The sequence below is a fragment of the Tepidiphilus baoligensis genome (genome assembly GCF_012911495.1).
In the GTDB taxonomy this organism is placed as follows: Bacteria; Pseudomonadota; Gammaproteobacteria; order Burkholderiales; family Rhodocyclaceae; genus Tepidiphilus; species Tepidiphilus olei.
This window is the reverse complement of record NZ_JAAAUB010000008.1, coordinates 37,867-50,826: the sequence shown is the minus strand read 5'-3', so window position 1 is coordinate 50,826 and position 12,960 is coordinate 37,867. Positions and strand designations below refer to the sequence as shown.

Annotated in this window: 11 protein-coding genes; 9 read left to right on the top strand and 2 right to left on the bottom strand. The window is 67.0% G+C overall.

The features are described 5' to 3' along the window. Window positions 1-36 precede the first annotated feature (36 nt). Entirely contained in the window at window positions 37-1,116 is a 1,080-nt protein-coding gene (locus GV368_RS06735; RefSeq protein ID WP_169115982.1) for a porin, read from the bottom strand. A gap of 269 nt (window positions 1,117-1,385) precedes the next feature. On the opposite strand from GV368_RS06735, the gene rpoH reads away from it, so the two are divergent. The 7 genes from rpoH (at window position 1,386) to GV368_RS06700 (ending at window position 8,535) form a co-directional block, all read left to right on the top strand. Beyond that, a complete protein-coding gene (gene rpoH, locus GV368_RS06730) occupies window positions 1,386-2,285 on the top strand; it encodes an RNA polymerase sigma factor RpoH (protein ID WP_169115981.1) in 900 nt (299 codons plus the stop codon). Continuing rightward, a complete protein-coding gene (gene thiD / locus GV368_RS06725) occupies window positions 2,278-3,129 on the top strand; it encodes a bifunctional hydroxymethylpyrimidine kinase/phosphomethylpyrimidine kinase (protein WP_169115980.1) in 852 nt (283 codons plus the stop codon). Before rpoH ends, thiD begins: the two co-directional genes overlap by 8 nt. Before the next feature lie 45 nt (window positions 3,130-3,174). Beyond that, window positions 3,175-5,091: a phosphomethylpyrimidine synthase ThiC gene (thiC, locus tag GV368_RS06720; protein ID WP_169115979.1), complete on the top strand. Its 1,917-nt coding sequence runs from the start codon at window positions 3,175-3,177 to the stop codon at window positions 5,089-5,091. 10 nt (window positions 5,092-5,101) lie between these two features. Beyond that, the gene (gene recQ / locus GV368_RS06715; RefSeq protein ID WP_169115978.1) at window positions 5,102-7,027 is read left to right on the top strand and encodes a DNA helicase RecQ; all 1,926 of its coding nucleotides are present in this window, start codon (window positions 5,102-5,104) and stop codon (window positions 7,025-7,027) included. 191 nt (window positions 7,028-7,218) lie between these two features. Beyond that, window positions 7,219-7,692 (top strand): helix-turn-helix domain-containing protein, encoded by a 474-nt coding sequence (locus GV368_RS06710; RefSeq protein ID WP_142805148.1) that lies wholly within the window; start codon window positions 7,219-7,221, stop codon window positions 7,690-7,692. Further along, entirely contained in the window at window positions 7,692-8,273 is a 582-nt protein-coding gene (locus GV368_RS06705; protein ID WP_142805147.1) for a PIN domain-containing protein, read from the top strand. The genes GV368_RS06710 and GV368_RS06705 overlap by 1 nt, the downstream gene beginning before the upstream one ends. Window positions 8,274-8,286: 13 nt before the next feature. After that, complete coding sequence (locus GV368_RS06700) at window positions 8,287-8,535, top strand: hypothetical protein (protein WP_169115977.1); 249 nt, start codon at window positions 8,287-8,289, stop codon at window positions 8,533-8,535. Window positions 8,536-8,542: 7 nt separating this feature from the next. On the opposite strand, the gene GV368_RS06695 is transcribed toward GV368_RS06700, so the two are convergent. Continuing rightward, window positions 8,543-10,006 (bottom strand): surface-adhesin E family protein, encoded by a 1,464-nt coding sequence (locus tag GV368_RS06695; RefSeq protein WP_169115976.1) that lies wholly within the window; start codon window positions 10,004-10,006, stop codon window positions 8,543-8,545. Window positions 10,007-10,148: 142 nt separating this feature from the next. On the opposite strand from GV368_RS06695, the gene GV368_RS06690 reads away from it, so the two are divergent. Both GV368_RS06690 and GV368_RS06685 read left to right on the top strand, forming a co-directional pair. Beyond that, window positions 10,149-12,068: a ribonuclease catalytic domain-containing protein gene (locus GV368_RS06690; protein WP_169115975.1), complete on the top strand. Its 1,920-nt coding sequence runs from the start codon at window positions 10,149-10,151 to the stop codon at window positions 12,066-12,068. Continuing rightward, entirely contained in the window at window positions 12,065-12,958 is an 894-nt protein-coding gene (locus GV368_RS06685) for an energy transducer TonB (RefSeq protein ID WP_169115974.1), read from the top strand. The genes GV368_RS06690 and GV368_RS06685 overlap by 4 nt, the downstream gene beginning before the upstream one ends. Window positions 12,959-12,960 lie beyond the last annotated feature (2 nt).

Sequence of the window (12,960 nt, the reverse complement as noted above, 5' to 3'; positions counted from 1 at the left end):
TTCCCTGGATCAGACTCGCCTTGCGGCTAGGCTGGATCAGAAGCGGTGGTTGAGACCGACGTAGAAGAGGTCGGTGTCGCCCATTTTTTCAGTAGAAGGCTGACCACCTGACACCGTCAGGTCATCATAATCGACCTTGGTGTAGCCGACGTAGCCGGTGGTGCGCTTGGAGAGCGCATGGGTGTAGGCGACGGTGAAGGACTTGGGATCGGCGCTGGAGGTCATACTCCCCGCTTTATCGACGTCCGCCTGGGCGTAGGCGACGTGGATGTTGCCCGTACCCACCGGCACGATCACGCCGACCTGCCACAGATCGACGTCGAAGTCCTTGATGCCGAGCACGTCGCGGCCCTGCTGGTAGGAACCGGCGAGCGTGGCCATGCCAAAGTTGTAGGAGGCACCGAGCAACCATTCATTCTGGGTTTCGTCGGCAACATCCTTGAACTTCACCGCCTGATAAATGCCACCAACCTTCAACGGGCCGTTGTCGTACTTCAGCGAGACGCCGTACTTGTCGTCGTCGGTGTAGTCCGGACCACCTTTCATGTCGACTTCCCGATTACCCGCCGAGTAGATACCGGCCAGACTCACCGACTGGAACGTGCCGTTGTAGGTGACCGAGTTGTTCCAGCGCGCCGCGGAGTTCGGGGTGATGGTGAGACCGGCGAAGTTGGACAGCAGGCTCATCGGGCTGATGGAGGCGTTCAGCAGCGCGTCGTAGTCGGCCGTGAAGTAACCCGGGGCGTATTGACGGCCCAACGCGACCTGACCGAAGTTGCCCTTCAGGCCGACGTAGGCCTGGCGGGTGAAAGCCTGGCTACCTCTGTTCGCTTTATCATCATCACTCGACATCGCGGCCGATTTGCCCGTGTCGATGTTGAAGCCCTGCTCCAGCACGAACACAGCCTTCAGGCCGCTGCCGAGGTCTTCCTCGCCGCGGAAGCCGAGACGGCTACCCGCCAGACCGCCGGAGCCGACGCCCATCGTGTCCTCACCCGCCAAGTCGCCGAACTGCATGTAGGCGTCGGCCACGCCGTAGACCTGGATGTTCGACTGGGCGAACACCGGCGCCGAGACGAGGCCCGCCACCGCCAGTGCGATCAGTTTCTTTTGCATCGTATTTCTCCTCTCTTGCAAGAAGGAAGCCCGTTTGGGGCGGAACCGCTCCGCCCACCCAAAAGCATCACCACCGTCGGCGAAGCTTGAGATGCATTGTTGCGCACGCCCCGAGCCCTTGACAAGAGCCCGAATGCGAATCCTCGGAAGAAACGCGCATTCTTGTTGCACCGATGCAACAACGCGGAACCCCCAGGGACGCTTGGCACTCTCAGGCATCGAGTGCTAAATTCGATACGACGACACAGGAATCCGAACGGAGGAGCGCAATGACGAGGAACGCGGTCGTACCGCTGGGATACGCGCCGGGCTTGCCGAGCCCCGTCTCCAGCCTGGAGCAGTACGTGCGGGCGGTGCGCAGCATCCCGCCGCTCTCCGCCGAGGAAGAGAGGGAACTGGCGCGCCGCTGGCGGCTGGAGCGCGATCTGGAGGCGGCACGGCGCCTGGTGTTGGCGCACCTGCGCTACGTGGTGGCGATCGCCCGGCAGTATTTCGGCTACGGTCTGCCTGAGGCCGACCTCATCCAGGAGGGCAACGTGGGGCTGATGAAGGCGGTGCGCCGCTTCGACGAGACCCGCGGCGTGCGGCTCGTCACCTTTGCGGTGCACTGGATCAAGGCGGAGATCCACGAGTTCATCGTGCGCAACTGGCGTCTGGTGAAAATCGCCACCACCAAGGCGCAGCGCAAGCTCTTCTTCAACCTGCGCCGCCTGAAAGGCTCGAGCAACGCGCTGCAGCCGGCCGAGGCGCGGGCGATCGCCGACGAGCTCGGGGTGAAGCCCGAAGAGGTGCTGGAGATGGAGGCGCGCTTTGCCGGGGCGGAGGTGCCGCTGGAGGCACCCACAGGGGAAAGCGAGGAAGACGCGCTGCCCGCGCCGATCGCCTATCTGCCCGATCCGGGGGCGACGCCCGAGGAGGCGGTGCTGGAAGCCGAGGCGCACTGGCTCGCCGACGAGGGGTTGCGCGCAGCGCTCGCGCGGCTCGATGCGCGCAGCGCCGACATCGTGCGCCGGCGCTGGCTGGCCGAGGAGCCGGAGACGCTGCAGGCGCTGGCGGCGGAGTACGGCGTCTCGGCCGAGCGCATCCGCCAGATCGAGGCGGCGGCGATCAAGAAACTGCGCGCCTGGCTCACGCAGGCCGCGGGCGCGGGAGTGCCTGCCCATGCCTGAGGCCGTGCCCAACGTGCTCTCGATTGCCGGCATCGACCCTTCCGGCGGCCCCGGCCTCTACGCCGATCTCAAGACCTTCGCGGCGCTGCGCACCTACGGCTGCGGCGTGGTGGCGGCGCTCACGGCGCAGAACACCCGGGGCGTGCGCGCGGTGCACGTGCCGCCGGCGGAGTTTCTGCGCGCGCAGCTCGACACGCTCTTCGACGACGTGGCGATCGCCGCCGCCAAGACGGGGATGCTCGCCACCGCGGCGGTGATCGAGACCGTCGCCGAGCGGCTCGCCCACTGGCGGGCACAGGGGCAGAGCCCCATTTTGGTGGTCGACCCCGTGATGGTCGCAAAGAGCGGGGATGCCCTGCTCGACCGGCAGGCGGTGGGCGCGCTCGTGGAGGCGCTGCTGCCGCTTGCTACCGTGATCACGCCCAACCTGCCGGAGGCGGCGGTGCTGCTGGGGCGCACGGCGCCGGAGAGCCGGCGCGAGATGATCCGCGCGGCCGAGGCGCTGCGCGCGCTCCTGCCCACCGACGACGGGCACTGGGTGCTCCTGAAGGGCGGGCACCTGCCGGGGAGCGAACTCGTGGATCTGCTCTTCGACGGCGAGCACCTGCACGAATTCGTCGCTCCCAAGGCGGCGACGAAGAACACCCACGGCACCGGCTGCACCTACGCCGCGGCGATTGCGGCGCTCGCCGCCCGCGCCGGCGCGCCGCGCACCGACACGGCGATGCGCGAGGTGGTCTCCGAGGCACATCGCTATCTCCAGGGCGCGATCGCGGCGAGCGGCGCGCTCGCGGTCGGCCACGGGCACGGGCCGCTGCATCACTTCCACGCGCTCTGGCTATAATGGGCCGACGGGCATGTCGCCCGGCCCCATACAGAGAGCGCGCCCATGAACGCCAGAGACCATTTTTTCGCCGCGAGCGCGCGCGTCGACGCCGCCGCGGTCCAGCCTTTCCCCAATTCGCGCAAGATCTACGTGCAGGGCTCGCGCCCCGACCTGCGCGTGCCCATGCGGGAGATCCGGCAGGCGGACACGCCGGCTTCCTTCGGCGCTGAGCCCAACCCGCCGATCTACGTCTACGATACTTCCGGCCCCTACACCGATCCCGATGCGCACGTCGACATCCGCCGGGGTCTGCCGCCGCTGCGCCGGGCTTGGATCGAGGAGCGTGGCGATACCGAGGAACTGCCCGGCCCGACGAGTGCACACGCGCGGGCGCGCCTGCGGGACCCCGCCACCGCCGGGCTGCGCTTTCCGGGCCTTGCGCGCACGCCGCGCCGCGCCAAGCCCGGGGCCAACGTGACGCAGCTGCACTACGCGCGCCGCGGCCTCGTCACGCCCGAGATGGAGTTCATCGCCATCCGCGAGAACCAAAACCGCCGGGCGTATCTCGAGGCGCTGGCGCGAAGCGGGCCGCGCGGCGAGCGCCTCGCGCAGATCCTCGCGCGCCAGCATCCGGGGCAGCGTTTCGGGGCGCACATCCCCGAGGAGATCACGCCGGAATTCGTGCGCGCGGAAGTGGCCGCCGGCCGGGCGATCATTCCGGCCAACATCAATCACCCCGAATCCGAGCCGATGATCATCGGGCGCAACTTCCTGGTGAAAGTGAATGCCAACATCGGCAACTCGGCGCTCGCCTCCGACATCCAGGAGGAAGTCGACAAGATGACCTGGGCGATCCGCTGGGGGGCCGATACGGTGATGGATCTCTCCACCGGCCGCCACATCCACGAGACGCGCGAGTGGATCATCCGCAATTCGCCCGTGCCGATCGGCACGGTGCCCATCTACCAGGCGCTGGAGAAAGTCGACGGCAAGGCCGAGGAGCTCACCTGGGAGCTCTTCCGCGACACGCTCATCGAGCAGGCCGAGCAGGGGGTGGATTACTTCACCATCCACGCCGGCGTGCGGCTCGCCCACATCCCGCTCACCGCCCAGCGCCTCACGGGGATCGTCTCGCGCGGAGGTTCGATTTTGGCGAAGTGGTGCCTGGCGCACCACCGGGAGAATTTTCTCTATACGCACTTCGAGGAGATCTGCGAGATCCTGAAGGCCTATGACGTGGCCTTCTCGCTGGGCGACGGGCTGCGCCCCGGTTCGATCTACGACGCGAACGACGAGGCGCAGCTGGCGGAGCTGAAGACGCTGGGAGAACTCACCCGCATCGCCTGGAAACACGACGTGCAGGTGATGATCGAGGGGCCGGGACACGTGCCGATGCAGCTCATCCGGGAGAACATGGAGAAGGAGCTCGAATGGTGCGACGAGGCGCCGTTCTACACGCTCGGGCCGCTCACCACCGACATCGCCCCCGGGTACGATCACATCACCAGCGCCATCGGCGCGGCGCAGATCGGCTGGTACGGCACGGCGATGCTGTGCTACGTCACGCCCAAAGAGCACCTGGGGCTGCCGAACAAGACCGACGTGAAGGAAGGCATCGTCACCTACAAGCTCGCGGCGCACGCGGCCGATCTCGCCAAGGGGCATCCGGGGGCGCAGATCCGCGACAATGCGCTCTCCAAGGCGCGCTTCGAGTTCCGCTGGCAGGACCAGTTCAACCTCTCGCTCGACCCGGACAAGGCGCGCGAATTCCACGACGAGACGCTGCCCAAGGAATCGGCCAAGGTGGCGCATTTCTGCTCGATGTGCGGGCCGAAATTCTGCTCGATGAAGATCACGCAGGAAGTTCGCATCTACGCCGAGGAGAAAGCGCTCTCCGCAGAGGCGGCGCTCGCCGCGGGCCTGGAGGAAAAGGCGGACGAATTCGTGCGCAGCGGAGCCGAGCTCTATCGTCCCGAATAGCGTCGAGACGATGAGCGCGTCCGTAGCGGAATCGGAAGACGCGGCGCTCGCCGCGCGCATGCAGGCGCTGCTCGCCCGTGTCTTCGGGCATGCGCGCTTTCGCGGACCGCAGGCCGAGATCGTGGCGCACGTGGCGCGCGGCGGCGACGCGCTGGTGTTGATGCCCACGGGCGGCGGGAAGTCGCTGTGCTATCAGCTGCCGGCGCTGCTGCGCGAAGGCGTGGGGGTGGTGATCTCGCCGCTCATCGCGCTGATGGAGGATCAAGTGGCGGCGCTGCGAGAGAACGGCGTGGCCGCGGCGGCGCTGCACTCGGGCATCGCCCCGGAAGAAGCCGAGTCGATCGAGCGCGCGACCCGCGAGGGGCGGGTGAAGCTCCTCTATTGCGCACCGGAGCGGCTGCAGACGCGCCGTTTCCTCGAGCTATTGGATGCGCTCGCCGCGCAGGGGGCGATTGCGCTCTTTGCCATCGACGAAGCCCACTGCGTGTGGCAGTGGGGGCACGACTTCCGTCCCGACTATCTGCACCTGGCGATGCTGCCGGCGCGCTACCCCCGGGTGCCGCGCATCGCGCTCACCGCTACGGCCGACGCGGCGGCCCGCGAGGAGATCGCCGCGCGCCTGGCGCTGCACGAGGCGCGCCGCTTCATCACCAGTTTCGATCGCCCCAACCTCTTCTACGCCGCCGAGCGCAAGCGCGGCGACGGACGGGCGCAGCTCCTTGCCTTCCTGCGACGCCAGCCGGAGGGCGGCGGCATCGTCTATTGTCTGTCGCGCGGCAAGACGGAGAAACTCGCCCGCTGGCTGAACGAGCGGGGCATCCCGGCGTTGCCCTACCACGCCGGGCTCACGCACGAGGTGCGCGAGCGCCACCAGCGGCGCTTCCTTGCCGAGGACGGCCTGGTGATGACGGCGACCATCGCCTTCGGCATGGGCATCGACAAGCCGGACGTGCGATTCGTCGCCCACCTGGATCTGCCGCGCTCGCTCGAAGGCTACTATCAGGAGACGGGACGCGCCGGCCGCGACGGCGAACCGGCGCAAGCCCATCTCCTGTGGAGCGGCGAGGACGCGGTGTGGCATCGGCACATGATCGAGACCTCCGACATGCTGCCGGAGCAAAAGGAGATGGCACACCGGCGGCTGGACACGCTGGTGGACATGGTCGCGGGCACCGGCTGCCGGCGGCAGGCGATCCTCGCCTATTTCGGCGAGACCGTCGGCCCCTGCGGGCGCTGCGACCGGTGCCTCGCGCCGGTGCGGCCGTGGGAGGCGACGGACGCGGCGCGCAAGGCGCTCTCCACCGTCTATCGCACCGGCCAGCGCTACGGCGCGGCGCACCTCATCGACGTGCTGCGCGGTCACGCCACCGAGGCGGTGGTGCGCCGCGGGCACGACCGGGTGAGCACCTACGGCCTGGGGGTCGATCTACCCGTCGAGACCTGGCAGGCGGTATTCGACGAGCTGCTGTTGCGCGGCCGGCTCTCGATCGACTTCGAGCGGCATCGCGCCCTGATGCTCACGCCCCGCGCGAGGCCCCTGCTGCGCGGCGAGGAGCCGTTCTTTCTCGCCTTGCCTCGCGCGACGCCCAAAGGCTCGGCACGGGGCGCGACCGCGGCTACGGTGCCGCCAACCGACGCCCTCTCGCCAGCCGAGCAGGCGCGTTTCGAGCGTCTGCGGCGCTGGCGCCTGCAGCAGGCCCAGGCCGACGGCGTGCCGGCCTACGTGATCTTCCACGACAAGACCCTGCGCGAACTCGCGCGCCGCGCCCCGGCAACGCTCGCGGAACTCGCCGACATCGAAGGAATCGGTGCGCGCAAACGGGAGCGATGGGGCGAGGAATTGCTCGCGCTGCTGGCCGCGGCGAGCAACCAATCCGCAGCGCTTGCGGTGCTCGACAAGGCCGCCGACCAGCCGCCACTTCCCTCCGATCTATAGCGTTCCTCGAGGCTGCGACGTGGGAGCGCGGGGTCGTGATCGGGACGGCCTGCCGTGTGAGGCGCTGCGCGGAAAAAGACTCATCGTCGGCATTCCAGGAACGCCTCGAGCGTCAATTTAGGTGCAGGGCGTTTCACTTGTTGCACTTATTGTGCTAAGGTTGGCAAGGATCACTGCTTCAGGAGCGAACCATGCGTACCCTCGATCATCTTCACCGTGTTTCCCCTCCTTTGCTTTCCGATGAGGACAAGGAACTGGCCAAGGCCGCTCAGCGCTGCATCATGGCCTCGCTGGACCATGCGCGGGCCGCGACGATCACCTTGCGAACGGACGAGGGAGGTTCTTCCCCCGTCGTCGAGCTGCCGCCGGCCACCTTGAGGTTGATCGGCCAGTTGCTGGGGGCCTTGAGCGAGGGGCATACCGTCGTGCTGATGCCGGGCACTCAAGAGCTGACGACGGTGCAAGCGGCGCATCTGCTCAATGTCTCACGCCCATTTCTCATCAAAGAGATGGAGGCCGGCCGCCTACCGTATCGCAAGGTGGGCTCGCATCGGCGCGTTGCCCTCGATGATCTTCTGGCGTACGCCAAGGAGATGCGGGCAAGGCAACGGCAAGCGCTCGAACGCCTGGCAGAAAACGAGCGCGAGTTGGGGTTGGACTACTGATGATCGTCTCCCCCCTTCACACAGCGATTCTGGATGCGTGCGTTCTGTACCCCATTGCAATAGCCGATGCCCTCGTAAGCATGGCCGCGGAAGGGGTATTCACAGCCAAATGGACCGTACGCATCGAGGAGGAGTGGATGGGCGCGCTCGAGCGGCAGCGACCAGACCTCGTCGGCAAACTGGGGGTCCGCCGTGACAGCATGCGAGAAGCCATCCAAGACTGGGAGGTCCCGGAATCGGCCTGGGGCCCCTTGGTGCCAGGTATCCATCTTCCTGACCCGAACGACGCGCACGTCCTGGCCGCAGCCATCGCCTGTAATGCAGATTACATAGTTACTTTCAATTTCAAGGACTTTCCACGAGACATCTTGAATGAACACGGGATCATCTTGTCGGATCCCGATTCTTTCATCATCGAGCAGTGGGATATGGATCCCATCGGGGCGATCTTGGCATTCAAGCAAATGCGTGCCCGTCGCAAAAAACCTCGTTCGGGTCCGAGCGAATTTGCCGACATTTTGGAACGAGCCGGTTTGCCCATGACCGCCAACAAGATAAGAATGGCCGCCGATCTCATCTAGGGAGAAAACGACGATGGCAAAGACTTCCTATCCCCTGCGGCTCGATGAAGACGAACGTGCGCGCGCCAAACGGGTGGCCGAGGCCTTGGGCGTTTCGGAAAACCGGCTCTACGCCGAGCTGATTCACGACGGTCTGCTGATGCACGAGCAGCGCCTCTACCTCCAGCGTCTGCGCGAGCTTGCCGCAACCAGCGACAAATCCGCAGCGCTGGCGGTGCTCGACAAGGCCGCCGACCAGCCGCCACTGCCTTCCGACCTGTGAGACCGACTCAGCGCACGACGCCGAACAGGGGCCGGTCATGGCGCGGCTGTAGCGGCCGGCTGGTGCGCGGCCCTTGCGTGAGCGGGGCGATCTCGGCGGGGATGGCCTCGAGCGGCTCGCGAAAGACGATCCAGCGCACGTCTTCACGGCACGGCGGCCAAGGCTCGGAGCCCTCGTAGGTGAAGTAAGAGACGTCGACCGGCTCGAGCGTGCGCAGGTCGAGCGGCAATTCGCGCGGCGCGGCGCTTCCCTGCCCCGCCCAGTCCGCCAGCGCGGCGAGCAGCGGATGGGTGCGCTCGGCGGCGACCACGCGCAGCGCCACGAAGAGCCGGGAGCCGTCTTCCGCCCGATGCTGCAGAACCATCTCTCCCAAAGCGACCCGCATCCCGAGCCGGTGCGCTCCGGGGTGATGCCAGCCGATCCGCTCCAGCCGATACCACGTTCCTTGCCACCCCAGGCGCTGTTCCCGCGCCGGTTCGAGCAGCAAGCCCGTTTTGTCCTGCTTCAGGACGACGCGGCTGGGTTGGTAGCGGAAGAAAGGGGGCGGAAGATCGGCCGGCGTGGCGCCTTCGAGCGCGATGGGGGATTGACGCTTGCCCTCGCGGCACAAGCGCCAGTCGGGCGAGAGGAGGTGCCAGCGGGCGGGACCGGCCGGGCCGTCGGCGTAGGTCCATTTCTCCGGCATGGGCCGCGGCACGGCGCGGGCCGACGCGACCCTGCGCGGCGGAGGCGGAGTCGTGGCGGCTCGGCTCGGTGCCGGAGCGGGAGTGACCACCGGCGGGGAAAGCAGCCCCGGCGGCGGGCGTGAAGGGGCCGGGGGAGGCACCGGTGGAGATGCCCCCGGGGGCGTAGGCCGTGTCTGCTGCGGCATCGGAGTGCCCCCAGGTGGCGAGGGAAGCGGCAAACCGGCGATTTCGGGCGGGAGAGACTTCGGATCCACGAGGTCCACCCCGAGGGGCAAGACCGGAGGCGCGGCGACAGACGGCTTGGTCCCGTTTCCTTCCATGGCGCTACCGGCCGAGGCGAGGACCTCTTGGGCGATGCGTTGCAAGGCTTCCGCCGAAGGGGGGCTACAGACTACCATCCACAGGCGCTCATCGACCGTACCGGGCAAGACCGGCGCCGGTTGCGGCCTCTCGATCGTCTCTTCGGCCACGGGAAGATCGTTCGCGTCGAGATACACCCGCTTCACCGTGGTGTAGGTACGGCGCTGGCAGTCGAAGCGGTTGAGCGCCTTCACCGCGGCATAACCCCGCCGTCGGGATTCTTCCGGGCTGAACGTCACCCGCCCCCAGACGACTTTGACCCCGCCTTCGGCAGGGATGAGCGTATCCGGATCGATCTGCACCAGGCGGTCGCGGTCACGGGCCACGGTCTGCCATTCGGCTCGCGCCACCGTGCCAAGCGCACCCAGCACGAGCAGCACGAGCAGACGTCTCCACCATCGTATCGTCATGATTCCGCGTCCCATGATGACCCGCTCCGCCGCGCCCAGCCGCTCTCGATACGTTCGTTATCGGCAGTAGCGAAAAAAACTTGAGCTCCCGAAGGCGGCGGCACCGACGTGGATTTCGGGTAAACTGCACTGGATTCCGCCCTACGATGTCATTTCCATGTTCGTCCTTTTCGAAGACGCCGGCGCATTCAAGGCCGGCACGGTCGTTTCCGAGCAAGAAACCACGCTGCACGTCGAGCTCCCCTCCGGGCGGCGTCTGAAGGTCAAGCGTAACGCGGTTTTGCTACGCTTCGACGAGCCGCAGCCCCAGGTCTTGCTCGACGAAGCGCAGGCACGGGCCGAAGCGCTGGACGTCGATTTCCTGTGGGAAGTCTGCGGGGAGGACGAGTTCTCCTTCCTCGACTTTGCGCGCGAATACCATGGCGCCGAGCCCTCCGCGGTCGACGCGGCCGCGCTGCTGCTGCGGCTGCACGCTGCTCCGATCTACTTTCACCGCAAGGGCAAGGGGCGGTTCCAGAAGGCTCCGCCCGAGATCCTGCAGGCGGCGCTCACCGGCCTGGAAAAGAAACGCAAGCGTCAGGAGGCGATCGAGCGCATGCGCGACGAGCTCCTGGCCGGGCAGCTGCCCGAAGAGATCGCCGCCGCATTGCCGCAGATTCTCTACCGGCCCGATCGCAACCGCCCAGAGACCCAGGCGCTGGAAGCCGCCAGCGTCGCCCTGCGCTGCTCGACCGCCCAGCTGCTGCTTTCGGTGGGTGCGATCGCCTCGACGCATGACTATCACTTTGGCCGTTTCGTCTTCGAGGCCTTTCCCGACGGACTCGATTTCCCCGAGCATGCCGTGCCGGCCTTGCCGCAAGATTTGCCCACGGCCGACGTCGAGGCATTCTCCATCGACGACCTGTCTACCACCGAGATCGACGACGCATTCTCGGTCTCGCCCCGCCCCGGCGGCGGCTGGCGCATCGGCGTGCACATCGCTGCCCCCGCCTTGGGAATCTCCCCCGGGGATACGATCGATGCCATCGCCCGAAACCGCATGTCCACGGTCTATATGCCAGGGCGCAAGATCACCATGCTCCCACCGGCGGTGGTGGAACGATTCACTCTCGCCGAGGGGCACACTCCGCCGGCGTTGTCGCTCTATCTGGACGTAGACGCCTCGCTCGCCATCCAGGGCATGGAGACGCGGCTCGAACGGGTGCCCATCGCCGCCAATCTGCGCCTGCATGCGCTCGAACCCTTCTTCAACGAGGAAACCCTGCAGGACGCCTTGCCCGAGGATCTGCCCTGGCGAACCGAGTTGAAACTGCTCTGGGAGCTGGCCACGGTGCTGGAAGCCGGGCGCGGCAAGGCATCCGTGGCGCAGAACCAGATGGATTACATCTTCCATGTCGACTGGGCGGTGACGACCGAAGACGGGCCGGGCTGGGTAACGATCACGCCGCGGCCGCGAGGGGCGCCCATCGACAAACTGGTGAGCGAATTCGCCATCCTCACCAACCAGACCTGGGGCCGGCGGCTGGCCGAGCACGATCTGCCCGGCATCTATCGGGTCCAGCCTGCCGGCGGCAAGGTGCGCATGGCACTGGCCGCCGAAAGCCATGAGGGACTGGGCGTCGATTGCTACGCCTGGTCGAGCTCCCCCTTGCGCCGTTACGTCGATCTGGTGAACCAGATGCAGCTGATCGCTACGGTTCGCGGCACCCCTGCGCCCTTCCCCGAGCGCAGCCCCGAGCTTCTCTCGATCGTGCGCCAGTTCGAGGCGGCCTATCTCTCTTACCAGGAGTTCCAGCGCCACATGGAGCGCTACTGGTGCCTGCGCTGGCTACGGCAGCACCGCATCGCGCGGCTCGGCGCCGCGGTGCTGCGCGACGATCTCGTACGCTGCGAGCGCCTGCCGCTGGTCGTGAAAGTTCCTTCCCTGCCGCCGCTCGACCCCGGCTGCAGGGTAGAGCTGGAAGTGGAAAGCACCGAACTCATCGACCTGGAACTCAAACTGCGATTCCGGCGTCTCATCGGACCAGGTGAGGCGACCGAAGCCGCGCCCGACGAACCCACCACCACGGTGCAATGAACGCGTCTTTCCTGCCCTCCTTTGCAGCTCCTGCGCTGCCACGGCTATGGCGCCGGGTCCGGCACTGGCCCCTCGCCTGGGCCATGCTCCTCTCCGTGAGCATGCACCTCGTGTTGCTCGCCCTCGAATTCACGCCTCCCGAACCCTCCGCGTCGGCCAAACGAGACGAGGGTCTGGAGATCGTGCTCGTCAATGCACGAAACCGCGAAACGCCAACGGATGCCAAGATCCTCGGACAGTCTTCCCTGATCGGCGGAGGAAGCGAACGAAACGCGCCCACGCCGACCACGACTGAGAAGCCGCGCGAGCGTGAATTTCCCACGGAAAACCCCGTCGAGACGCGCGCCCGTCACAGCGAGAAACCCTCCCCGGCGAAACCCACGCTCAGCCGCCGCAACGGCGAAACAGCGGCGTCCGATTCCCCGCAGACTCGGCCCAGCACTCCGACCCCGAGCGGACTGGACCTGCTCGATCAGACGGCGAGCATCGCCCGCCTGCATGCGGCGCTCGACGAAAAGAACCAGCCCCTGAACGGACCGCGCAGGCGCTTTTTCGGGGCCAACGTGAAGGAATACCGTTTCGCCCGCTACATCGAAGACTGGCGGCTGAAAGTCGAGCGCATCGGCACGCTCAACTACCCCGAGGAAGCCCGAGGCAAGCTCTACGGTAGCCTGCTCATGTCGGTGGCGATCGGTGCCGACGGCGAGCTGCTCGAGGCACGCATCGAACGCTCCTCCGGCCATCCGGTGCTCGACCAGGCGGCGCTGCGCATCGTCCGGCTCGGTGCCCCTTATGCGCCCTTCCCGCCGGAGATCCGTGCCGACACCGACGTGATCGTCATCAAACGCACCTGGACCTTCACCCGCGAATCGCGCCTGCAAGGGAACTGAAC

Coding starts and splice junctions, on each gene's coding strand:
- GV368_RS06710 (WP_142805148.1), top strand. CDS start 7,219: ATGCGTACCCTCGATCATCTTCACCGTGTTTCCCCTCCTTTGCTTTCC.
- thiD (WP_169115980.1), top strand. CDS start 2,278: ATGCCTGAGGCCGTGCCCAACGTGCTCTCGATTGCCGGCATCGACCCT.
- GV368_RS06705 (WP_142805147.1), top strand. CDS start 7,692: ATGATCGTCTCCCCCCTTCACACAGCGATTCTGGATGCGTGCGTTCTG.
- GV368_RS06735 (WP_169115982.1), bottom strand. CDS start 1,116: ATGCAAAAGAAACTGATCGCACTGGCGGTGGCGGGCCTCGTCTCGGCG.
- GV368_RS06695 (WP_169115976.1), bottom strand. CDS start 10,006: ATGGGACGCGGAATCATGACGATACGATGGTGGAGACGTCTGCTCGTG.
- rpoH (WP_169115981.1), top strand. CDS start 1,386: ATGACGAGGAACGCGGTCGTACCGCTGGGATACGCGCCGGGCTTGCCG.
- GV368_RS06700 (WP_169115977.1), top strand. CDS start 8,287: ATGGCAAAGACTTCCTATCCCCTGCGGCTCGATGAAGACGAACGTGCG.
- GV368_RS06685 (WP_169115974.1), top strand. CDS start 12,065: ATGAACGCGTCTTTCCTGCCCTCCTTTGCAGCTCCTGCGCTGCCACGG.
- thiC (WP_169115979.1), top strand. CDS start 3,175: ATGAACGCCAGAGACCATTTTTTCGCCGCGAGCGCGCGCGTCGACGCC.
- GV368_RS06690 (WP_169115975.1), top strand. CDS start 10,149: ATGTTCGTCCTTTTCGAAGACGCCGGCGCATTCAAGGCCGGCACGGTC.
- recQ (WP_169115978.1), top strand. CDS start 5,102: ATGAGCGCGTCCGTAGCGGAATCGGAAGACGCGGCGCTCGCCGCGCGC.